This window comes from Clostridioides sp. ZZV14-6154, assembly GCF_020657785.1.
Lineage (GTDB): Bacteria > Bacillota > Clostridia > Peptostreptococcales > Peptostreptococcaceae > Clostridioides.
Genome location: NZ_JAGWCY010000002.1, coordinates 529,635 through 550,292 on the forward strand (window position 1 = coordinate 529,635; position 20,658 = coordinate 550,292).

The window sequence follows — 20,658 nt, forward strand, 5'->3', positions numbered from 1 at the left end:
ATGGTGGAGGTATTAAAATGAATCAAGTTGTATTAGTTGGGAGATTAACTAGAGACCCAGAACTAAAATACATACCAGGAACAGGTACAGCAGTAGCATCATTTACAATAGCTGTAGACAGAAATTATATAAATAAAGAGGGAAAAAGGGATACTGATTTTATACCAATAGAAGTAATAGGTAAATCAGCTGAATACTGTGCAAATTACATAACAAAAGGGAAGCTAGTAGCATTAGAAGGGAATATAAGAGTTGACAATTATCAAACTCAATCAGGTGAAAAAAGAACATTTACAAAAGTCAGTACAAAATCAGTACAATCATTAGAAAGTAAGAGTAAATCGAGTAATTCATATAAAGAGAGTGTACAAGATGAAACAATAGGACTAGACCCTCAAGGATTTGAAATTATAGATGATGATGAGTTACCATTTTAATCTGAAAAATTAAATATGAGGTGAAATAAATGTTTAAAGTAGAAAGGTATTTTAGTGGCTCAGTAGTGGACAACCTTATTGAAGATGACCTTACATGTAGAAACTACTTAGCATTATATTGTTGTTTGTTGGGAATCACAAAAAATGGAAAAAGGGTATATCCTAAGCCAGAAAAAATGTTAGCTGAGTTTGGAGTAAAGAAGGACAGAAAAATAAAAAAAGAGTTACCAGTAAGAATTAGAAATGTTAATACAGGAGAAGTAAAGGAATTTGAGTCTATAGATGGTGCAGCCTGTTTTTTAAGGTTAAAATATCAAGCAGTTTATCAAGCTATTAAAAAGAAAAGTAAAACAAGAAGTGGCTGGAAAGTTGAATATATTGAGGAGGAATAATGGAAGTTTCAAGGACAGAATACACAATTAAGAGAGCAAAAGAGTTATATGACAATGGAGAAGATATATTTACTGCAATAGACAAAGCTAGAGATGAATATGAGGAGATGTTGAGAAATGAGTATTTTAACTAGTATTGTGCTCATAATAAGTAGCTTTATAGTTGGTAGAGTTTATGAGTATAGATTAAATCTAAAAGAGTGTGAAAATTGTGATAACATGAGAGGGTTTAAGAATGAATGATAGATTAGAAATGATAAATGCTTCTGTAAATTATATACAAATGATATGTGAAAGTTCAAATATAGCTATTATAGCAGAGCAAGGAAGAGTTAGAATATTAGATTTAGAAACTAAAGAAAAATATGATTTATTAAAAAATAAACTCGAGGAAATGCTAGAAGAAATATAAGTGAAAATATCTAATTAAAACAGTTTAGAGAGTTTCAAAATGTCTTTTAGTATAAATTGTTGTTGAAGTGTTTTGTAACTCTCAAAAACGAAATAAAGGAGTATTTAAAATGAAAAAATATAAAATCAAATTTGAAGAAAAAGTAATTTTAGAACATGAAGTTATAGTTGAAATTCCAAACGAAATAAATATAAAAGATATTTGCTATTGTATAGAACATAAATGCCAAAGAGTATATGATATAGCAGATTATATAAAAGAGTTTAATGGGAGACAAATAGATTTTACAGAAGATACTTGTGGAAATACTGAAATGTTAGTTGAATCCTATAGGAATTATAAGGAGTGATTTTATGAAACGAAGAAGATGCAGTTGGTGTGGTAAGCTATTTTATCTTGAGGAAAAATCTAATGATATTTATTGTTGTAAGGAATGTAAGAAGAAGGCTAATAGGGCTAGGAGTAAATAGGATGAATAAATTTCAAAAAGCAGTTTCTCAAATGGTAAAGCAAGAGGAAAAAGAGGACTTATGGCAAGGATATGAAAATTGTAGAGTAGGTAGAAGTATATCAAGTTCAATAAGAAGGTATGTAAAAGGATTTGAAAAGTTTGGATATAGTGTACATGAGGTTTATGAATTTATAAACGATATTAATAAGTATGAGTAATTTTAAGTGATAAAGGAAGTATTTGGTTGAGTAAATACAATAATAAGAAAATTATAATAGATGGAATTAAATTTGATAGTAAAGATGAGTCAGAGTATTATTTATATTTAAAAGAAAAAAAGGAAAATGGAGAAATAAAAGACTTTGCACTTCAACAAAAGTTTGAATTACAACCTAAATTTAAAAAAGATGGAAAAAGCTATAGAGCTATTACATATACAGTTGATTTTGCCATATACAAATGGAATGGTGAAGTCGTTTATATAGATGTGAAAGGGTACAGCACACAACAAGGTGAACTTAGAAAAAAGCTTTTTGACTATAAATATCAAGACAAAAAATTGATATGGATTGCCAAAAGTAAAAAATATGGAGTAGATGGTTGGATAGAATATAGTGAACTTAAGAAAAAGAGAAAAGAAAATAAGAAAAAGGTAGCTTAAATAAATAGGGGTGATGTTATGGCAAGTAAAGTTAAAAAGGAGTTTTTTATGGCAACTAAAAAACACCTTGAGAACTATAAACAATTACATATTAATATTGAAAGTCTAAAACTTCAAATAAAAAATCTTAAAGAGTTCCATTTAGGTGATTTTATGCAAGGCTTAAGCTATGACAGCATTCCTATAAGTAAGACTAATTCAATAAGTAATCAAGTTGAAAATGAGTTAATTATTCTTGAAGAAAAGATAATAGAAAAACAGATAGAACTATATGAAATGGAAGCACTAAAATATACAATAGATGTATCCATAAGCAATTTAAAACCTATACATAAACAAATTATAAGGTACAGGTATATTGAAGGCTTAGAATGGAGTTTAATAGTTGATAAAGTATATTTAGAAGAAAGACAATTAAGAGAAAGAGCTAATCAAGCTATTAGTTCAATATCAATAGCCTTATTTGGTAAGAAAGCACTAATAGAACAAGAACCATTATTTAAAATGTTAGACTTATAGGCAGTTAACAGCTGTCTATTTTTTTACTAAAAAAAGGGAAAAGGTATTGACTTCGTCGGTACGACATAGTATACTATAAATATAGAAAGGAGGTGAAAGAAGTGGTCAAAAAAATAAAAGAGTTCGGCAAAGTTATCAAAGCCCTTACCGAACTTGTCCTTGAAATAGGTACACTAATAGCCGTTATAAAAATGGTATTAGATAGCCTATAAGACTTTAGAAGGGAAGTCAGCACCTTCCCTTCTAATTAAATAATAATACATGACCACTCAAAATACAATGGGAAAATATAAGGAATTAATTACAGAATTAGGAAAATTAAGTTTTGGTATAGTTAAATTAATTGGTGCAATAGTATTATTAATATTTGCTATAAAATATTTATTTTCCTAGAGGGAGAGAAAGAAATGGAGAAAAGAATATTGAAAGTACTCTTATCAAAAAGTGGCTCGGGTTCACTAAGTCCTAAAATAAGTCTACCAGCCACATGGATTAAAGAAATGAATATCACACAAGAAGAAAGAGAAGTTGAAGTTTATTTTGAAAACAATGAAATTAGGATTAAAAAGAAGGACCTAGATTAAATTCTAGGTCTTTTTATTGCCGTTTTTCTGCCGATTTTACAATTTAAAATGTGAGATAATAGTATTGTGGAAATGAATATTTCTCTCTCAAAACTAAATATATATGTGGGCTAGGTAAAGGGATTCGCCTAGCTTATATGAACAAACTAGGCAGGGCATGAGGATGCTGTAAGTTCAATTCTTACTATGTTCAAACTTATTAATACACTATATGTAGATATGTTGGATTAAAACGGAATTTAATTCAAGTGTCTAAAAGAGTGGGGCTTGGTAACCTCACTCAATTTGCAAGGACTGGTGTGTAATCTTAGGTTCGATTCCTAAAACTTGCTCCCTTAAATATAATATGTATCCCCTAAGAATAAGGCTTTAGATTAAATTTAAAGTCTTATTTTTTTATTTATAAAGCAAATAAAGAGGTGGTGGTATGGCAGATTTGACTGAAAAACAAAAAAGGTTCTGTGATTATTATATTGAAACTGGTAATGCAACAGAAGCATACAAGAAAGCATATAAAAATAACAATCAAAGAGCATCAGAAAGTAATGGAAGTAGACTGCTGAGTAATGATAAGGTTAAAAATTACATTGATGAAAGATTAAAGCAAATTGAATCAAAGAGGATAGCAGATGCAAAAGAAGTTATGGAGTATTTAACAAAGATACTAAGAAATCAAGAACAAGAAGAAGTTGTAATAGTATCTGAAAATGGTCCTGAAATAATAAAAAAAGATGTAAGTATAAAAGATAGAAATAAGGCAGCTGAATTATTGGGTAAAAGGTATGCTTTATGGACTGAAAAGATTGATTTAGATGGAAATGTTGGTGTAACTATAATTGATGATGTAGGTAATTTAAATGATGGATAGAAAAATATCTGAAATAATAAATAAGAATTTTTATGAATTTTGGAAAGTAAGTAATAGTAACAAATACCTATATCATGTATTAAAAGGTGGAAGAGCTTCAGCTAAGTCAACTCATATAGCCTTTTGGTTAACTATGGCTATGGTTAAATATCCAGTAAATACTGTTTGTTTTAGGAAAGTTGGGAATACAATAATGGATAGTGTTTATGAGCAATTAAAAGAAACTATAGAAATATTTGGTTTAACACATTTATTTCAGTTTAAAAAATCTCCAATAGAAATTATTTTTATTCCAAGAGGAAATAAGTTTATATTTAGAGGACTTGATGACCCACAAAAGATAAAATCTATAAAATCAGCTAAGTATCCAATAGCTTTTGCATGGTTTGAAGAGGTTGCAGAAATAAAAACAGAGGATGAGTTATCTATGGTAATTAATTCAGTGTTACGTGGAGAATTACCAGACAAATTGAATTATAAAATATTTTTATCATACAATCCTCCAAAAAGAAAGCAATCGTGGGTTAATAAGAAATTTGAAACACATACATTACCTAAAAATACATATGTTCATCACAGTATTTATTTAGATAATCCTCATATATCAAAGGCTTTCATTGAAGAAGCTAATGAAATTAAAATAAGAAATGAGTTTAAATATAGATGGGAGTACTTAGGAGAGCCAATTGGTTCTGGAGTAGTCCCTTTTTCTAATTTAGAGTTTAAAACAATCACAAATGAAGAAATATTCCAGTTTGACAACATAAGGCAAGGTAATGACTTTGGATATGCTACAGACCCTATGGCATTTGTAAGACTGCATTATGACAAAAACAAAAGAATTATATATTTTATAGATGAAATATTTGGAGTGAAAATGTCTATAAGAGAATTAGCTTCTAAGATTAAATCAAAAGGATATGATGACTTTAATGTTATTTGTGATAGTGCCGAACCAAGAAGTATTGCAGAGCTTAGAGAATATGGAATAAAGGCACTAAAAGCTAAAAAAGGACCTGGTTCAATCGAGTTTGGAGAGAACTGGCTGGATGATTTACAAGCAATAGTAATAGACCCAAATAGGACTCCAAATATAGCTAGAGAATTTGAAAATATAGATTATCAAACAGATAAAGATGGAAATGTAAGAGCTAAGTTAGAAGATAAAGACAATCATTCAATTGATGCAACAAGATATGCACTAGAGTTAGATATGAAAACACATGGAAGAGAAAGAAAATATAACAGTAGATAGGGGGTGTGACATGTTAGATTTGATAGATATAATTCAGATGGAACTTACAGGATTGTATGGTCAAGAAGTAATAAGAGAAATGGGTGAAATTATAAGGCTGTATGATAAGTATGAAGGTACAGGACAACATTGGATAGAAGAGGAACAAGATTATAAACAAACAAGGAAGAAAACAAATTATATTAAAAAGCTGGTTAAAGAAGAAGCTAGATTTTTATTTGGTAAGACACCAATATTTACAATAAAACCAGAAAATGATTTAGATAAAGATAAGGCAGAAGAAATAAACCAATGTATCAATAAGATTCTAAAGAAAAATTTGTTTTCAGATAAACTAATTAAAGCAGCTAGAGATTGTTTTATTGGTAAAAGAATAGCTATAAAGCTACATGCAGATAAAGAAAGTAAAAGCTTAAAGATAATGTTTGTACCAAGTTTAGAATTTATATATGAACCATTTGATAACCAATTTGATGAGCTTAAGAAAATTGTATTTTTCCATCAAACAAATCAAGAAGTAGAAAAAGATAAACAGAGAATTTGGAAACAAAAATATGAAATAGTTAATGGTAAATGTATATTAAGTGAAGGTATTTATAATGGTTATGGATTATGTATAGAAGAAATAGTAAGTGATACAGATTTAAAGCTTAGTGGTATACCTTGTTATGTAATTCTTAATGATGGATTACTTGGAGATTTAAAAGGTGAAAGTGATATAGAAGAAATATTTGATAATCAAATGGCTTATAATAAGCTAGCTTCTGAAGATATAGACACTCTTAAAAAAGGCATGAATCGCATCATATATGGTGTTGATGTTGAGGAAGAATCAAGTAAACATTTTAAAATAAAGCCAGGTGCTTATTGGGATGTAGAAACATCTCAAACTGCTGACCAAAAACAAGCACAGATTAATACAATTCCTACTGACTTTGGATATGATACTAGAATAGAAAACTCACTTAATAGAATTAAATCAGATATGCATGAAGTACTAAATATACCACTTATAAATAATCAGGACCTTAAAGGTATGATGACATCAGGTAAATCAATGAAAGCTTTGTATTGGCAATTAATAACTAGATGTGAGGAAAAAATGAAATCATGGGGTCCAGCTCTTGAATGGTTAATACAAGCAATGATAGAGATGATAGAAGTATATAACATAGTAAAAATACCTATATTGGATAAGGATTCTTATGAAGTAATTGTTGAAAATCAATATCCATTACAAGAAGATGAGGATTCAGAAAAATTACTTGATATTCAACAAGTAAATGCTCAAGCAATGTCTAGGAAGACTTTCATTAAGAAGTGGAATAATAGTAATGATGATATAGCAGATGAAGAATTGCAACAAATATCAATTGAAAGACAAATATTAGAAGAAAGTTTTAATTTGGAAGAGGAAACAGAAGCTATAGATACAGAAGAATCAGACGAAGTAACTAATGAAAAAGAATCAAAAGAAGTAGTTGATGAATAATGGTTAATAAGTTTAATAAGGCTATGAAGAATGCTGAAAGAGCTAGAGACATATCATCAAATAGAACTACTAAAAAGATAAGACAGTTATATAAAGATATAGCTAATAAATATGCAAAAAAATTAAATAAAGTTAACTCTAACACATTAACTGAACAATATTTAAGAGAAAGTATAATTTATTTAAATAAAGAGTATGATAGGTTAGGAAAGAAGCTAAAAAAAGATATTGAAAGTGAAATATCAAAAGTAATAAAAACTACTACAGATGAACAATTAAGCTTTTTTAATAATATATGTGATAACTGTTCAGTTAATTTAAAGCCACAATTTACTGATATGTTTAGTAAAGTTCATGAAGATGTACTAAGACAAGTTATATCTGGTAGTATGTATAAAGATAAACTTAAATTAAGTGATAGAATTTGGAGTAATATAGATAAAACTAAGAAGGATTTAGATTACATTGTAAGCAGAGGATTAGCAGAAAAAAGAGGTAGTTATGATATAGCAAAAGATTTAGAAAAGTATGTTAATCCAAAGGTTAAGAAAGATTATGATTGGTCAAAGGTTTATCCTAAAAGTAATAAAAAAATAGATTTTAATGCCTATAGACTAGCATCTACATATATAACTCATGCATATCAAAAGACAGCTAAAGAAAGTTGTAAGAAGAATCCATTTGTTAAAGGGATTAAGTGGATGTCATCACATCATCCTAGAATGTGTAAGGTTTGTGCAGATAGAAATGGAAAAACATATATTCCAGAAGAGTTACCATTAGAGCATCCTTTAGGAAAGTGTACTTTTGAATATGATATTCCAATGAGTATGGAGGACATAGGTAAAGAGTTAAGAGACTGGATAGATGGAGAAGAAAATTCTAAACTTGATGAATGGTTTGATGAATATGGATTAGAGTTTGCAGGAATAGAAGGAAAAGTTAATAAGAGTAAAGAACCAACTGAAGATGAAATGTTAGCTTTATATAAATATATGGGTGGAGATGCCTATAAAATTAATGAGAAATTAAGAAGAAATATTAAATTGACAGAAGAAGATGAATGGTTTATAAATAACTTAGATAGAGTTTTAGATAAAATACCAAATTACGAAGGCGATGTTACAAGGTCATTATATTTTTATAATAAAGAAATGTTAGATGAATTCATAAGTATGTACAAATTAGGGGGAATAGTTACTAATTATGACTATACTTCAACAACAAAAGGAAATACTTATAATCCTGATGGTCAAGTGCAGATGTATATATTAAATTCACAAAAAGGAAAAGATGTAAGTAAATATAATCCTAAAGAACAAGAAGTATTGTATAAACGAGGTTCAAGGTTTAAAGTTATTGAAATTGAAAGAATTAGGGGAACAATTCATATTTTATTAGAGGAAGTGAATTAAATGCTAACAATAGAAGAATTTATAAAGCTACCTGACGAAGAAAAAGGAGATGCTTATAAAGAATTATCTCCTCATGATATGTTTTTATGGAGAACACAATATTCACCAATTGGATTTGAAGTGATAGGTCATGAAGAAATCTCAGAAGAAGATAGGATTAAGAACAAAAAGAAGTTTAGGGAGCATCTCAAGAAAATAGGTGTAATAGAGGATTAAATACTTATAGGTTGAAATGTTTATGATTATAATATAAAATGTATTTATTATGATTATAATGAAGAGTATATAGAAGGGGATTATTATGGTAGAATTATTTAGAATATTTAATGATGAAAATTTTGTTAGATATGAATATGTAAATGATGGCATAAAGGAAGAATCTGGTATAATAGCATTAAATAAGAAAACAAAGGAAGTTATATTTGAAAGAAAAGCTAAAAATGGAAAGTCTTTAACATTTAGAGGGAGAACAAAATATAGATTACTAAAATATGCTGAAGAAAATAGTTATCCAGAAGAGGATTATATATCAATATATTAATAGCACTTACTTAAATTAAAAATTAGTAAGTGTTTTTTTATTGCCTTTTTTAGCTATATGTAGGCGTAAAAGAAATAAATAGCAAACTATACTAGAGAAGCAAAACTCGTATAAAAGCGTAGTGTAGGAGGGAATAATGGAAGAATTATTAAAAAAATTAGGATACCAAGACACAGACATAAAAAATATAATTGAGGGTATGAAAAAAGAGAAAATCTACACTTCTAAGGAAGAAAATATAGATGAAAGATACAATAAGTTGAAAGAACAAAAATTAGCCTTAGAAGAGCAAATAAAAGGTGCAAATGACACTATATCAGATTTGAAGAAAAATAGTAAAAACAGTGAAGATATAGAAGCAAAAGTGAAAGAATGGGAAAATAAATATAATGAACTTGATAGTACGAGTAGAGCTAAAATAAAGAATATGACTATAGACTATGCTATAAATTCTAAACTATCTGGAGTAAATGAAAAATATAGGAAGCTCCTATGTAAAGAATTTGATACCAGTAAAATGGAAGTAAAAGATACTGGAGAAATTATAGGCTTAGATGAACAATTTAAAGACATATCAGAAACATATAAAGAGTGGTTTGAAAGTTCTACTCCAAGTAATACAGGTTCACCTGGTAATTTCCCAAGAAAATCAAATGTAGTCAATAATCCTTTTATAAAAGAAACATTCAATTTAACAGAACAAGGAAGATTATTAAAAGAAAACCCTGATAAAGCTAAAGAATTTGCAGCTCAAGCAGGAATAAATTTATAAGGAAGAGAGTGATTTAAATGGCAGTAACAAAATTAAGTGATGTAATAGTACCAGAATTGTTTAACCCATATGTAATAAATAAGAGCATGGAGTTATCAGCTCTATATCAAAGTGGAATAATTACGAATGATGCAAGCTTAAATGCTTTAGCTTCTCAAGCTGCACCAGTTGTAAATATGCCTTTCTTTGAAGATTTAAGTGGAGAATCAGAGCAAATAGTAGAGGATGCTGATTTAACACCAAATAAAATTACTTCAAGTCAAGATGCAGCAGCTATATTAAGAAGAGCAAAAATGTGGGCAGCTACTGATTTATCAGCAGCTATGGCAGGAAAAGACCCAATGGCAGCAATAGCAAGCTTAGTTGGAAGCTTCTGGGCTAGAGATATGCAAAAAGAACTTATAGCAGTTTTAAATGGTGTGTTTTTAGCTGCAAATATGACAACAAATAAGTTAGATATATCAGCAGGAACAGGAAATGCAGCAAAATGGTCACCATCAGCTTTTATAGATGCACAACAATTATTAGGAGATGCACAAGAACAATTAAAGGCTATAGCAATGCACTCAGCTACAAAATCAGCACTTAAAAAACAAAATTTAATAGAAACTATTAGACCAGATGCAGGTCCAGATTTTGAAGTTTATCAAGATAAATTAGTTATAGTTGATGATGGTTGTCCTGTATCTAAAGAAGGTGTTTATACTTCTTATCTATTTGGTAGTGGAGCAATAGCTTTAGGAAATGGTAATCCAGTAGGATTTGTTGCTACAGAAATAGATAGAGATAAGAAAAAAGGTTCTGGAGTAGATTATTTAATCAATAGAAAAACATATATACTACATCCAAGAGGTATAAAATTTACTAATGCAAGTGTAGCTAAAACAGAAGGTCCTTCAAGATTAGAGTTAGCAAAAGGTGAAAACTGGACAAGAGTTTATGAGCCTAAGCAAATAAGAATAGTTGAATTTAAGCATAAACTATAAAATATAGTTTTTAGTAGGTGATAGTATGGATTTAGAAATCTTAAAAAATATAAAAACAGAACTTAGAGAAGAACAATCACCTTTTTTTTCTGATGATGAAATTACTTATTACTATAATAAAAACAATCAAGATTTTAATAAAACCATGTATGAGCTATGTATATTAAAGGCTGAAAACGATAGTATCACTTTACCTGGAGGCTTAAGCATGCCAGAAAATAAACTATATTGGTTAACTCTGGCAAAAAAGTTTAAAACAAATGGAAGTAGATGTCTATGATAGCTCAAAAGGTAAAACCAAAGATAATCAAAGCTATCAATAAGATGCCAACAGAAGCTATAGTAAAAAGAGTTGGAGTTAATGAGTTTGGAGAGCCTTCAGATGAAGAAAATATAGTTTGTAATGTGATAGGTTTATATCATGAAGGAAGTAGCTCTATAAGTCAAATAACAAAGGATAAAGGTGTTGTTATAAAAGATAAAGAGCAGTATTTAATGGTTGTTTGTGATGAAGATACAATTAAGATAAAGCAAGGTGATTTTATGTATTTAGATGATAATAAGTTTGTTATACAGGACCTTGGAAATCAAAACAGAATGAATATTTATTTTGATTTAAAGTTAGGAAAGGTGAGATAGTATGAGTAAAGGATTTAAATTTGATACTAGCAAGCTGCTTAATGCTTTAGTAAGTAGAGAAATGAAAACTAAGGCTGCACTAGGAGCTTATGCAGATACTTCATCTCAACTATTAGAAAGTAATGCTAAAAATGATAGACCATGGAAAGACCATACTCATGACGCTAAAAATAGGTTGTATGGTAGTTGGGAATGGCAAGGAGATACTGTAAGAATAGCACTTAGTCATGGAGTTGACTATGGATTATACTTAGAAAAAGGTACAGGTCCACATGTGATAGAAGCAAGACCTGGAAGTTATTTATTTTGGGATGGAGCATCACATCCTGTTAAAAAAGTTAATCATCCAGGAAGTAGACCATATCCAATTATAATGCCAACTATAGAAAAAAGTGGACCAAGTATTATAAGAGGTCTTGATGTGATTTTAAAGTAGGTGAAGTATGTTTAAAAAAATATATAAACATTTAAAAAATAAGGGTTTTAATGTGTATTCTATTGGACAACATCAAGGATTATGCATAGAACCTTTTTTAGTTATATTTGAAAAAGGTCCTCTACAAACAACAGAAAAAAATATAATAAAAGATTTATTTGAAATATATGTATTTTATCCAATTGGACAGTATTCTAAAGTAAGTGAATACAAGATAAGTGTTGAAAGTGTCATGGATGAAATAGTAGGAATAAAACAAGCTTATGAAGCTTTACCTATTCTTATAGATGATGAAAAACAAGCCTATTTCACAAGGTTAAGTTATTATGAAAACAAACAAATTAGGAGGTAATAAATATGGCAGTACAAATATTAAATCAATACCCACTTACAGATGTTGTATTAGTTCAAATTGAAACAGTTGAACAAAATCCAGTTACATATACATTTGATACATCTGATGAGATAGGTACAGAGGAAATCATTTCTGAAGGTGAAGAATTAACTTTAAAAATAAAGAAAAAAATAATAGCAAATAGAGCAGCAGAAGATACAAGTTTAGGATATGATTTAACATTAAAAGATAATGTGTTTTGTCCAGAGATACTTCAAATAATGCAAGGTGGAACAATAGAAAAAGAGGAAGATGGTAGCTTTAAGAGATACTTAGCTCCTGAAGTAGGAAAGACTTTTTCTAAGAAATCTTTTAAAACAATAATATATAGTTCAGTTGTTGGACCAGGAGGAGATACTGGACAATTTGCTAAGACTACTTTCCCAAATTGTAAAGGAAAATCTGTTCCACTAAATTTTAAAGATGGAGAATATTATTCAAATGAATATGTTATAAATAGTAGACCTAACACAGGGCAATCTCCTTATGAGGTTGAAATAGTAGAGGAATTACCTAATGGTTATGAAGCTACAAAAGTATTTTTAGACAGTGCATCTGTATCAGGAGCAACAGCAGGAGATAAAAAGATAACAGGATTAACAGCAGGCAAAATATATAAGGTTACAGTTAATAGCAATATAAAATATACTTTAGCAGATGGAACATTAACAGATACTGAGTCTGATAAAGCAGCATTAACAGGAACAGAGATAATAGGATTAACAAATGGAGAAACATATAAGGTTGAAGAAGTTAGTGTAAGTATATAAATAGATAGATTAAAGCTCTAGTAATTAGCTAGAGCTTTTTTTAGAAAGGGGACATAAATATGAATGAACTTAAAGTAACAAGTTTAGAAGAATTAAAGAAAATAAAATTGACTGAGGTAATTGAGGTTGGAAGATTTTTAGATGGAACTATGTTAGTTGCAGAAGTAAAACAACCTGACTTAATGGCTCTTGCAATGGCTGGTAAGATACCAAACAGCCTAATGACAGCATCAATGAGTTTAGTTGAAGAGAAGGAAAGTAAAGATAGTACAGGTGAAAAAGTACTAAAGAAGATGAATGATGAGTCTAATTTCTCAAAAGAAATGTTTGAAATGATGGATATAGTGGCTAAAGAAGTGCTAGTTAACCCTACATATGCTCAGATTAAAAAAATAGGATTGGAACTTTCTATTGAACAAAGATTAACATTATTTAATCGTATTCAAGGAGGTACAAAGTCACTAGAAAACTTTCATCAAGAGTCCACAGATATTGAGGATTCTAAATCAAGTGATAATGTACAACAAGATGCCTAGTGAGATATTAAGAATTAAAGATGAATATACTTCTTTTTGTTTCGATGAAGCTTGTATGTTTTTAGTAGATGCTATAAAAAATGATAAAAAGCTTAAATTTGAAAAGAATGAAAAGAAAACTATAGCTAAAAATGAGAGAAAAACTTTTGTCCAAATAGCATTAGAGAAAAAGAAAAAAGTTAATAGGTAAAATATTCTAAATGAATAGAGTGAATTAATGTTAATTTATGATATAATGATAATATAGATATTTTGCAGTGTACGATTTTTTATATAAATTGGATGTAATCATTGAAAGTACTATGATATAAGCATATTTTGTGATATATCAAAAACACTACTGGTGACTCACTGCAATTTTAATATTGTTTTATATGTGTAAGGATTGAAAATGCTCAATTTATTTTGGGGTATTATATTAACTATGTGGTATGTAAAGTATACAAATGAGGCTATTACAAGTGTTACAAATGCAAGTATTATATTAACTATGTGGTATGTAAAGAAAGAAGTTGTTACAACTTTAAAAAATAATGGTACTGTATTATATTAACTATGTGGTATGTAAAGAACGCTTTGTATTACACTTTTTATACCTTCCCATATCGTATTATATTAACTATGTGGTATGTAAAGTAGAGGTACATCAGATAGTATGGCAGTGTTATTCGAGTATTATATTAACTATGTGGTCTAAAAATTGAATAAACGCACAAAACACCTATTTAAACATATAGGTGTTTTTAGTGTGTTTAAAATATTTTTAAATAATTGGATAAATTTGCTAAATCAATAGACTAAATTATTAATTTTAGATAGAATTATATTTGAATAAATAATTTAATGAGGGAGATTATATTATGAAATTAACTAGAAAAATATTAGCTTTGACTATGATAGTATGTTTTTCTGTAATGATGTTTGTGACAGGATGTACTAGTGCACCAGCATCTAAAATGGAGGAAGTTGGTCAAGAAATACCAAAAGAAGAGGAAGAAGTACCAGAAGAAAGCATAGATAAAGATAAATTAAATCCAGATGAGTTTTTGGATTGTCAAATTAAAGAGTTTAAAGATGGTTGGCATGCATTAGCATATGTAGAAAAAAGTGTAAATAATGGTGAAATGCCCGAAAAAGGATTAAAAACAGTTGCTGATTTGTATGAAAAGCAGTTTAGTACTTTTAATGAAGAAATTGAAAAGTATGAAAGTGGCCATGAATTGAATGATAAACAAAAAAAAGCATGTAATGAACTAAAAGGAATGACAATAATGGGAGCAACTTATTGCAGTATGATACTAGGTGATTATACAGAGGATTCAGAATCTAACAAGGATTATATTGAGCAAGCACTTGAAAGATACAATAATTTATATAATTCAAAGTAATAGTATAAATGAAGCACTTACTTTAACACGAGTAAGTGTTTTTTTATACAAAATTAGATGAAAGGAGGAAAAAGATGTCTCTAGAATTAGGAACAGCAGTAGGTTATCTAGATTTAGATGGAGGAAAGTTTTTTAAAGCTCTTGCTGATGCAGCTAAACAACTTAGTCAATTTAATTCAAGTACCAAAACCACAGGTAGTGCAATGTCAGCTATGGGAAAGCAAATTGCTGATACAGCAAATTCTTTGACACAAATAGGTAGACAATCAGCATTAGCAGCATCAGAGTTAAATAAAATAGCATCAACTTCAAGTGGTCCATTTTCATCACTAAAAAACTCTATAAAACAGACTGAGAATGAACTAAAAACAGCAAGAAGTACAATTGATGCATATGCACAAGGTATATCTAAACTTACAAGTGAAATAGATAAGTCGAAACAAAAGTATACAGAAATAGGAAGTAAAATAGAGAGATATGAGCAACAATTAGAACGTTGCAATAGTATGTATGGAGAAAGTTCAGAACAGTCACAAAGATATAGAGAAGCTATTGAAAGGCTTAAAAATTCTCAGACTCAGTTAGGTAATGAAATCGAAAATGGAGAAGATTCTTTAACTGATATGAGAACAGCTATGAATAATGCAGAGGCAGAAGCTAATAGACTTAGTGATTCATTAAGAAGCATGCCATTTGATGCTATTGGTGGCAAAATGAGAGATATTGGTCAAACACTAACTTCTACAGTTACAACTGGACTAGTTGCAATGGGAACAGCAGCAGTAACAGCAGCTACAAACACAGAACAAGCAATGTCAGTTGTTAACTCTATATTACAACTAAATACAGACAAAGTTAAAGATGGAAAAAGTGAGTGGGATGCTTATGCAAGCACATTAAAAGAAGGTGCTAATGAAATTGGAATGGCTTATGATGAATATGCTAACTCTGCATATAATGCGATATCTGCAAGTGTAAAACAAGCAGATGTAACCGAATTCTTAGCACAAGCAGATAAACTAGCAACAGCAGGATTAACTGATTTAGCAAAAGCTACAGATGTGTTAACAACTATTCAAAATGCGTATGGGATGTCCCAAAAGGATATGGCTCATGTAAGTGATGTTCTTATACAGACCCAAAATAAAGGCAAAATTACGGTGGATGAGTTAGCAAGTTCTATGGGTAAAATAATTCCAACAGCAAAAAGTTTGAATGTATCAGTTGAGCAACTAGGAGCTGGATATGCTATATTAACTGCAAAAGGAATTGCTGGCGCAGAAGCAACAACTTACATGAATGCGATGTTCAATGAACTTGGGAAAAGTGGGAGTAAAGCAGATAAAATACTTAAAAAATTAACAGATAAAGGATTTGCTGATTTGCAAAAAGAAGGAAAATCAACAGCAGATGTATTATTAATATTAAATGATTATGCAAAGAAAAATAGTTTATCTTTATCAGACTTATTTGGTTCAGCAGAAGGTGCAAAGGCAGCTAATGTTTTACTAGGTGATGCAGTTAATGAAACTACAGGAGAAATAATCGAAGGAACAAAGAGTGCTGATTCATTTAATCAAATGCTTAATGATATGAAAAATTCTACTGGTCTTTGTGATAAGGCTTTTGAACAATTGGATAATACTACAAAAACAAAACTTGAAGATGCATTGAATTCAGCAAAGAATATGTTATCTGATTTGGGTGAAGTTATGATGCCTGTAGTTGCAAAAGTGACTGAAATGGCAACTGCCTTTATGAAAAGTGTTAGCGAAATGACAAAAAGTAATCCTAATTTTGCTAGAATTGTTGTAAGCATTGGAGCTGTAGTTGCAGCAATAGGACCACTTCTTGTAATATTAGGAACTATGGCAATTACAATACCAAGGGGAATAGATGCAATCAAAAGTTTAGGTGGAACATTTACATTTTTATCAAGAACACTTGCGGTGGTAAGAGGAGCAACTATACCTACAAGTGCAGGTATGGCAACACTAGCTAAAGGGATAGCATTTTTGAGCACACCTGTAGGAGCCTTGACACTAGCACTTGGAGCATTAGCTGTAGTAATTGGAACTAACCTAGTAAAAGAAATGAGCAAACCAGCTATAGAAATAGACAATTTTGGAAAAGATGTTGATAAAAGCACTAAGAAAATAGTGGGTTCATATCTTGAAATGAGTGAAGAAATAACTAAGTCAGCTATGAAAATGCAGTTAGGTACTGTCACAAAAGAAATGGTTGATGATATGAGTAAAAGCTTGGATGGATTAAAAGATAAAGTGCTTCCAAAGTTTGAAGAATTCAAATCGAGTGCTCAGGAAACTCTTAATGGATTGTGGAACCAATCAAGCGAGCTTAGTGCTAAAAGAGAAATAGAGATAACTGGAATAGTTTTGAAGTCTTTAGATGAACGAGAGAAACAATATGAAGAAAATTGTGACAGAATAATTGAAATAGGGGAAAAAGCAAGGAAAGAAAGAAGAGAAGCTACAGAAGCAGAAGGCAAGGAACTTGCAAGACTACATCAAGAAAACAATGAGATAGGTATTACTCTATTATCCAAAAGTGCATCTGATGCACTTATAATAAAAGAAAGAGTTCATGCCAATGATAAAAAAATGACTGTCAAACAAGGTGCAGAATTAAGAGCAGAAGAAAATAAAAACTATAAAGCTCGAAAGGAAGATATAGAAAAAGCTTATGAAGAACAGCTATTTTACGCAGCAATAGCAAGAGAAGCAGGAACAGAAGAAGCAAATAAGGGTGCTGATGAGATTATAACAGCAGCAAAAAATCAAAGAGAAGGTTCATTAAAAGAGCTAGAAGGTCAACATAAAGAAACTGTAACTGAAATAGAAAAAATGGTTGGAGATGGCATAAAAGCCTACAATGGTGATGGAACAGTCAAGAGTAACTGGACATTATTTCAAGAAGGTACAAAAGAAGATATTAACAATGCTCAAAAAAACCTAGACAAATGGTGCAAGGATATAGATTCTAAATTTTCAACTTGGTGGAACGATTTAGTAGAGGAACTTTCTACTTTTTTACCTAAGTTTGTTGAGGATTGGAATAGAGATATGGAAGTCATATCTAATAACTTAAGTACATGGTGGGAAAGCATAAAAACAGGCTTTTTAGATTGGTGGAATGGTATATGTGAAGATTGGAATAGTGGTTGGCAAAAACTAAAAGATGATGCATCTACTTGGTGGGAAGATATCAAACAAGGTATATCCGATTGGTGGGATAGTATATGTGAGGGTTGGACAACTGGATGGCAGAACTTAGGTGATAACTTTAATTCGTGGTGGCAAGATTTAAAAGATAACTGGCTATCAAGTATGGAAGAACTAGGAATAGATACTTCGTCTGTTTGGGGGTTTATTACTTCTTCAATTGAAGAATCATGGAATTTCATTAAAGATAAGGCAAGAGAAATATGGGATAATATAAAAAATTACATATCAGACAAATGGGATGAATTGAGAGACAAATCTCCTATATTTAAAACAATATCTGATATTATATCAAAAGCATGGGATTTTATAAGTGGGAAAAAATCTATTTGGAGTTCTATAACTTCTTTTGTGGCTGGTAAGTGGAATGAACTTAAATCAAAATCGCCTATTTTTAACACAATAAGTAGTCTTATATCAAAAGCATGGGATGTTATTAGAGGAAAAACAAGCATTTGGGATGTTATTAAAGGTGTTATACAAACGGCTTGGGTCAATATAAAGACTGAGATAGATAGAAAGATAACACTAATAAAATCTGCAATACAAACTGGATTTAATAAAATGAAAGATTTCATGACTAAGCCATTTTCAGATGCAAAGTCAGCGATAGATAGAATTCTTGGAGGTATTTCTTCTGCTGCTAGTAAAGTAAAGAGTGTAGTCAGTGGTTTCTTTAAAAACGGTTCTATGATTCCTCAAAATAGCAATAATTTTATTCAGCAAGATATGTTACCAACACCAAGGATGTTTAAAGCATCAATAGAAGGTTTTGCATCAAGTAGAGGAAGTATACTAAACTCTATCAGCAAACTTTCTAATACTATGATAAAAGGTATGGGTAGTTCATCAGGAATAGTTTCACAATTTGGCAAAGCAGGAGAAAATTCAGCAAAAGCATATTTAGATGGATTATCAAACATAGAACAAGGATTAACAAATACACTCAGAACAGTCCAAGCAATAATAGGTAATGGAAACATAAAAGAAGCACAAGAAATTAAAAAGTTTAATAAGGAAGTTCAAAAGCTACAAGAAGAAAAAGCTGAAGAAATAGCAGAATTAGATAAAGAACATAAGAAGAAACAAAAAGAAAGAAATGAAAAAGAAAATGAAGAAATAAAGGAAGCAGAAGCAAAGAAATATAAGAACAAAAAAGAAAAACTAGCAGCATTAAAGAAGATTAAAGATAAATATAATAAGGAATCTGTAAAAGACCAAGAAGAATACAGAGAAAAGTTGGAAAAAATTAATAAAAAGTATAATAAAAAAGAAAAAGAGGATACTGAAAAGCATCAAGAAGAACTACAAAAACTTAGAGAAGAAAAAATAAAAGCTGAAAGAGATTTCAATAAAAAATATAATAATATTAAAGAAGATTATGCTGAAAAAGTAGCAAACTTAGATAAGAAATATATTGAAGACCAAAAGAAACTCAATGAAGAATATCAAAAGATATATGACTCAAGAGTAAAGTCTTTAATGGATTATACAGATTTATTTTCTTCTGTAACATTTGAGGAAATCGACAATGATGAGTTAATGGAAAACCTAGAAGAACAAGTTGATGTACTTAGAAAATGGGACACTGATATGGCAGATTTATCTACAAAAGTAGGTAAAGATTTGTATGAAGAATTATTAGCTAAAGGACCACAAGCTCATAACGAGATAGAAGCTATTAACAAGATGTCAAAAGAGCAACTAGAAGAATACGAAAGATTATATCAAGAAAAGAAGAAAATAGCTGAAAGAAGAGCCAAAGAAGATACAGAAGATGAAAAATATAGAATAGAAAAAGAAATTGAAGAATTGAAAAAAACTTATGATGCAGAGTATAGAAAACTAGGTCAAGAAATGCAAAGAAGCATAGAGGAACAAATTGAAAGTTTTAAGGATAAATTTGGAGTAGTACCAGCTATGTTTATGGAAACAGGCAAAGATTCTATGCAAGGTATGATAGATGGTATTAAATCTATGCAAGGAGCATTGGGCAAGGTTTTAAGTGACATAGTTAATTCTATAAATAAACAACTTTCTAATATAGGATTTAAAGATGTAAATATACCTACAGGAGGAAGAAAAGAAGCAGCAAGGTTTAGAAATGAAATAGAAAATTTACAAAGTATAGCATATTCAGATACTCTGGCAAGAGGGATAGCCTCAAATAATTTACTGAAGGATGCAACTGTTAATATAAATAATAATAGTAAAGTTGATAGTGAAAAAAGTAGTGATAAGAAAGTTGAGTTGACTTTACATATAGAAAAATTTATAAATAATACTAAACAAGATATAGAGCAAATAGGTTCTGAAATAGCATTTATTACAAATAGAAAACTAAAGTTTTAATGTGATAATATCTTTTCAATATCCAAATTGTGGTATAATACTTTTAGCAAGAAGATGTAACCTATAATCTAAGAGTGGAGTTCATACTGAGATAAAACCTACTTTCTAATGAAAGG

General features: G+C 29.8%; 28 protein-coding genes and 1 CRISPR repeat array. All 28 genes read left to right on the forward strand.

All coding sequences use genetic code 11. The features are described from left to right. Window positions 1-17 precede the first annotated feature (17 nt). The 28 genes from KGF45_RS08885 (at window position 18) to KGF45_RS09005 (ending at window position 20,542) form a co-directional block, all read left to right on the forward strand. Window positions 18-437, forward strand: a complete 420-nt coding sequence (locus KGF45_RS08885; RefSeq protein ID WP_074089966.1) for a single-stranded DNA-binding protein — start codon at window positions 18-20, stop codon at window positions 435-437. 29 nt (window positions 438-466) lie between these two features. Further along, complete coding sequence (locus tag KGF45_RS08890; protein WP_054276819.1) at window positions 467-829, forward strand: hypothetical protein; 363 nt, start codon at window positions 467-469, stop codon at window positions 827-829. Continuing rightward, on the forward strand, window positions 829-963 hold the full coding sequence (locus KGF45_RS20070; RefSeq protein ID WP_022616324.1) for a hypothetical protein: 135 nt from the start codon (window positions 829-831) through the stop codon (window positions 961-963). The genes KGF45_RS08890 and KGF45_RS20070 overlap by 1 nt, the downstream gene beginning before the upstream one ends. After that, window positions 947-1,072 (forward strand): hypothetical protein, encoded by a 126-nt coding sequence (locus KGF45_RS20075; RefSeq protein WP_255611741.1) that lies wholly within the window; start codon window positions 947-949, stop codon window positions 1,070-1,072. The genes KGF45_RS20070 and KGF45_RS20075 overlap by 17 nt, the downstream gene beginning before the upstream one ends. After that, the gene (locus tag KGF45_RS08895) at window positions 1,065-1,241 is read left to right on the forward strand and encodes a hypothetical protein (protein ID WP_194687214.1); all 177 of its coding nucleotides are present in this window, start codon (window positions 1,065-1,067) and stop codon (window positions 1,239-1,241) included. The genes KGF45_RS20075 and KGF45_RS08895 overlap by 8 nt, the downstream gene beginning before the upstream one ends. A gap of 109 nt (window positions 1,242-1,350) precedes the next feature. Then, complete coding sequence (locus KGF45_RS08900; protein ID WP_227842274.1) at window positions 1,351-1,590, forward strand: hypothetical protein; 240 nt, start codon at window positions 1,351-1,353, stop codon at window positions 1,588-1,590. Between the two features lie 122 nt (window positions 1,591-1,712). Beyond that, window positions 1,713-1,910: a hypothetical protein gene (locus KGF45_RS08905; RefSeq protein ID WP_227842275.1), complete on the forward strand. Its 198-nt coding sequence runs from the start codon at window positions 1,713-1,715 to the stop codon at window positions 1,908-1,910. A 26-nt stretch (window positions 1,911-1,936) separates the two neighbouring features. Further along, complete coding sequence (locus tag KGF45_RS08910) at window positions 1,937-2,353, forward strand: DUF1064 domain-containing protein (RefSeq protein WP_255611902.1); 417 nt, start codon at window positions 1,937-1,939, stop codon at window positions 2,351-2,353. 18 nt (window positions 2,354-2,371) lie between these two features. Continuing rightward, window positions 2,372-2,872, forward strand: coding sequence for a hypothetical protein (locus KGF45_RS08915; RefSeq protein ID WP_227842276.1), 501 nt, complete (start codon window positions 2,372-2,374; stop codon window positions 2,870-2,872). Window positions 2,873-3,133: 261 nt separating this feature from the next. Further along, the gene (locus KGF45_RS20080) at window positions 3,134-3,265 is read left to right on the forward strand and encodes a hypothetical protein (RefSeq protein WP_255611903.1); all 132 of its coding nucleotides are present in this window, start codon (window positions 3,134-3,136) and stop codon (window positions 3,263-3,265) included. A 14-nt stretch (window positions 3,266-3,279) separates the two neighbouring features. Beyond that, window positions 3,280-3,456 carry a hypothetical protein gene (locus KGF45_RS08920; RefSeq protein ID WP_021365388.1) on the forward strand — a complete coding sequence of 59 codons (177 nt, stop codon included), beginning with the start codon at window positions 3,280-3,282 and terminating at the stop codon, window positions 3,454-3,456. A 427-nt stretch (window positions 3,457-3,883) separates the two neighbouring features. Next, window positions 3,884-4,324 carry a terminase small subunit gene (locus KGF45_RS08925; protein ID WP_227842278.1) on the forward strand — a complete coding sequence of 147 codons (441 nt, stop codon included), beginning with the start codon at window positions 3,884-3,886 and terminating at the stop codon, window positions 4,322-4,324. Next, window positions 4,314-5,579, forward strand: a complete 1,266-nt coding sequence (locus KGF45_RS08930) for a PBSX family phage terminase large subunit (protein WP_227842280.1) — start codon at window positions 4,314-4,316, stop codon at window positions 5,577-5,579. The genes KGF45_RS08925 and KGF45_RS08930 overlap by 11 nt, the downstream gene beginning before the upstream one ends. A gap of 10 nt (window positions 5,580-5,589) precedes the next feature. After that, window positions 5,590-7,071 (forward strand): phage portal protein, encoded by a 1,482-nt coding sequence (locus KGF45_RS08935; protein ID WP_227842282.1) that lies wholly within the window; start codon window positions 5,590-5,592, stop codon window positions 7,069-7,071. Further along, complete coding sequence (locus KGF45_RS08940; RefSeq protein WP_227842284.1) at window positions 7,071-8,486, forward strand: ADP-ribosyltransferase; 1,416 nt, start codon at window positions 7,071-7,073, stop codon at window positions 8,484-8,486. The genes KGF45_RS08935 and KGF45_RS08940 overlap by 1 nt, the downstream gene beginning before the upstream one ends. Beyond that, window positions 8,487-8,702: a hypothetical protein gene (locus KGF45_RS08945; RefSeq protein ID WP_227842289.1), complete on the forward strand. Its 216-nt coding sequence runs from the start codon at window positions 8,487-8,489 to the stop codon at window positions 8,700-8,702. Between the two features lie 85 nt (window positions 8,703-8,787). After that, complete coding sequence (locus KGF45_RS08950) at window positions 8,788-9,027, forward strand: hypothetical protein (RefSeq protein ID WP_227842291.1); 240 nt, start codon at window positions 8,788-8,790, stop codon at window positions 9,025-9,027. A 136-nt stretch (window positions 9,028-9,163) separates the two neighbouring features. After that, on the forward strand, window positions 9,164-9,799 hold the full coding sequence (locus KGF45_RS08955; protein WP_021365397.1) for a phage scaffolding protein: 636 nt from the start codon (window positions 9,164-9,166) through the stop codon (window positions 9,797-9,799). Between the two features lie 17 nt (window positions 9,800-9,816). After that, window positions 9,817-10,785: a major capsid protein gene (locus tag KGF45_RS08960; protein WP_227842293.1), complete on the forward strand. Its 969-nt coding sequence runs from the start codon at window positions 9,817-9,819 to the stop codon at window positions 10,783-10,785. A 25-nt stretch (window positions 10,786-10,810) separates the two neighbouring features. After that, window positions 10,811-11,065 (forward strand): hypothetical protein, encoded by a 255-nt coding sequence (locus KGF45_RS08965; protein WP_021365399.1) that lies wholly within the window; start codon window positions 10,811-10,813, stop codon window positions 11,063-11,065. Then, window positions 11,062-11,424: a hypothetical protein gene (locus KGF45_RS08970; protein WP_227842295.1), complete on the forward strand. Its 363-nt coding sequence runs from the start codon at window positions 11,062-11,064 to the stop codon at window positions 11,422-11,424. Before KGF45_RS08965 ends, KGF45_RS08970 begins: the two co-directional genes overlap by 4 nt. Before the next feature lies 1 nt (window position 11,425). Continuing rightward, window positions 11,426-11,860 carry a hypothetical protein gene (locus KGF45_RS08975; RefSeq protein ID WP_227842296.1) on the forward strand — a complete coding sequence of 145 codons (435 nt, stop codon included), beginning with the start codon at window positions 11,426-11,428 and terminating at the stop codon, window positions 11,858-11,860. 7 nt (window positions 11,861-11,867) lie between these two features. Continuing rightward, window positions 11,868-12,212, forward strand: a complete 345-nt coding sequence (locus KGF45_RS08980) for a hypothetical protein (protein WP_021365402.1) — start codon at window positions 11,868-11,870, stop codon at window positions 12,210-12,212. Between the two features lie 5 nt (window positions 12,213-12,217). Then, window positions 12,218-13,024, forward strand: coding sequence for a hypothetical protein (locus tag KGF45_RS08985; RefSeq protein WP_021365403.1), 807 nt, complete (start codon window positions 12,218-12,220; stop codon window positions 13,022-13,024). A gap of 59 nt (window positions 13,025-13,083) precedes the next feature. Further along, window positions 13,084-13,560 (forward strand): hypothetical protein, encoded by a 477-nt coding sequence (locus KGF45_RS08990; protein WP_021365404.1) that lies wholly within the window; start codon window positions 13,084-13,086, stop codon window positions 13,558-13,560. Continuing rightward, window positions 13,553-13,750, forward strand: a complete 198-nt coding sequence (locus tag KGF45_RS08995) for a hypothetical protein (protein ID WP_227842299.1) — start codon at window positions 13,553-13,555, stop codon at window positions 13,748-13,750. The genes KGF45_RS08990 and KGF45_RS08995 overlap by 8 nt, the downstream gene beginning before the upstream one ends. 220 nt (window positions 13,751-13,970) lie before the next feature. Then, a CRISPR array of direct repeats spans window positions 13,971-14,261; the repeat unit is 29 nt; unit sequence GTATTATATTAACTATGTGGTATGTAAAG. A gap of 159 nt (window positions 14,262-14,420) precedes the next feature. Beyond that, window positions 14,421-14,948: a hypothetical protein gene (locus KGF45_RS09000; RefSeq protein ID WP_227842301.1), complete on the forward strand. Its 528-nt coding sequence runs from the start codon at window positions 14,421-14,423 to the stop codon at window positions 14,946-14,948. Window positions 14,949-15,022: 74 nt separating this feature from the next. Continuing rightward, window positions 15,023-20,542: a phage tail tape measure protein gene (locus tag KGF45_RS09005; protein WP_227842303.1), complete on the forward strand. Its 5,520-nt coding sequence runs from the start codon at window positions 15,023-15,025 to the stop codon at window positions 20,540-20,542. The last annotated feature ends 116 nt before the right edge of the window (window positions 20,543-20,658 follow it).

What these genes read in the sequence shown, in the direction of transcription:
- KGF45_RS08930 (WP_227842280.1), top strand. Translation starts at nt 4,314, where the DNA reads ATGATGGATAGAAAAATATCTGAAATAATAAATAAGAATTTTTATGAA.
- KGF45_RS09005 (WP_227842303.1), top strand. Translation starts at nt 15,023, where the DNA reads ATGTCTCTAGAATTAGGAACAGCAGTAGGTTATCTAGATTTAGATGGA.
- KGF45_RS08905 (WP_227842275.1), top strand. Translation starts at nt 1,713, where the DNA reads ATGAATAAATTTCAAAAAGCAGTTTCTCAAATGGTAAAGCAAGAGGAA.
- KGF45_RS20075 (WP_255611741.1), top strand. Translation starts at nt 947, where the DNA reads ATGAGTATTTTAACTAGTATTGTGCTCATAATAAGTAGCTTTATAGTT.
- KGF45_RS20070 (WP_022616324.1), top strand. Translation starts at nt 829, where the DNA reads ATGGAAGTTTCAAGGACAGAATACACAATTAAGAGAGCAAAAGAGTTA.
- KGF45_RS08985 (WP_021365403.1), top strand. Translation starts at nt 12,218, where the DNA reads ATGGCAGTACAAATATTAAATCAATACCCACTTACAGATGTTGTATTA.
- KGF45_RS08995 (WP_227842299.1), top strand. Translation starts at nt 13,553, where the DNA reads ATGCCTAGTGAGATATTAAGAATTAAAGATGAATATACTTCTTTTTGT.
- KGF45_RS08990 (WP_021365404.1), top strand. Translation starts at nt 13,084, where the DNA reads ATGAATGAACTTAAAGTAACAAGTTTAGAAGAATTAAAGAAAATAAAA.
- KGF45_RS08925 (WP_227842278.1), top strand. Translation starts at nt 3,884, where the DNA reads ATGGCAGATTTGACTGAAAAACAAAAAAGGTTCTGTGATTATTATATT.
- KGF45_RS08915 (WP_227842276.1), top strand. Translation starts at nt 2,372, where the DNA reads ATGGCAAGTAAAGTTAAAAAGGAGTTTTTTATGGCAACTAAAAAACAC.
- KGF45_RS08940 (WP_227842284.1), top strand. Translation starts at nt 7,071, where the DNA reads ATGGTTAATAAGTTTAATAAGGCTATGAAGAATGCTGAAAGAGCTAGA.
- KGF45_RS08900 (WP_227842274.1), top strand. Translation starts at nt 1,351, where the DNA reads ATGAAAAAATATAAAATCAAATTTGAAGAAAAAGTAATTTTAGAACAT.
- KGF45_RS08970 (WP_227842295.1), top strand. Translation starts at nt 11,062, where the DNA reads ATGATAGCTCAAAAGGTAAAACCAAAGATAATCAAAGCTATCAATAAG.
- KGF45_RS08935 (WP_227842282.1), top strand. Translation starts at nt 5,590, where the DNA reads ATGTTAGATTTGATAGATATAATTCAGATGGAACTTACAGGATTGTAT.
- KGF45_RS08960 (WP_227842293.1), top strand. Translation starts at nt 9,817, where the DNA reads ATGGCAGTAACAAAATTAAGTGATGTAATAGTACCAGAATTGTTTAAC.
- KGF45_RS08950 (WP_227842291.1), top strand. Translation starts at nt 8,788, where the DNA reads ATGGTAGAATTATTTAGAATATTTAATGATGAAAATTTTGTTAGATAT.
- KGF45_RS08980 (WP_021365402.1), top strand. Translation starts at nt 11,868, where the DNA reads ATGTTTAAAAAAATATATAAACATTTAAAAAATAAGGGTTTTAATGTG.
- KGF45_RS08890 (WP_054276819.1), top strand. Translation starts at nt 467, where the DNA reads ATGTTTAAAGTAGAAAGGTATTTTAGTGGCTCAGTAGTGGACAACCTT.
- KGF45_RS08965 (WP_021365399.1), top strand. Translation starts at nt 10,811, where the DNA reads ATGGATTTAGAAATCTTAAAAAATATAAAAACAGAACTTAGAGAAGAA.
- KGF45_RS08885 (WP_074089966.1), top strand. Translation starts at nt 18, where the DNA reads ATGAATCAAGTTGTATTAGTTGGGAGATTAACTAGAGACCCAGAACTA.
- KGF45_RS08975 (WP_227842296.1), top strand. Translation starts at nt 11,426, where the DNA reads ATGAGTAAAGGATTTAAATTTGATACTAGCAAGCTGCTTAATGCTTTA.
- KGF45_RS08945 (WP_227842289.1), top strand. Translation starts at nt 8,487, where the DNA reads ATGCTAACAATAGAAGAATTTATAAAGCTACCTGACGAAGAAAAAGGA.
- KGF45_RS20080 (WP_255611903.1), top strand. Translation starts at nt 3,134, where the DNA reads ATGACCACTCAAAATACAATGGGAAAATATAAGGAATTAATTACAGAA.
- KGF45_RS09000 (WP_227842301.1), top strand. Translation starts at nt 14,421, where the DNA reads ATGAAATTAACTAGAAAAATATTAGCTTTGACTATGATAGTATGTTTT.
- KGF45_RS08920 (WP_021365388.1), top strand. Translation starts at nt 3,280, where the DNA reads ATGGAGAAAAGAATATTGAAAGTACTCTTATCAAAAAGTGGCTCGGGT.
- KGF45_RS08895 (WP_194687214.1), top strand. Translation starts at nt 1,065, where the DNA reads ATGAATGATAGATTAGAAATGATAAATGCTTCTGTAAATTATATACAA.
- KGF45_RS08955 (WP_021365397.1), top strand. Translation starts at nt 9,164, where the DNA reads ATGGAAGAATTATTAAAAAAATTAGGATACCAAGACACAGACATAAAA.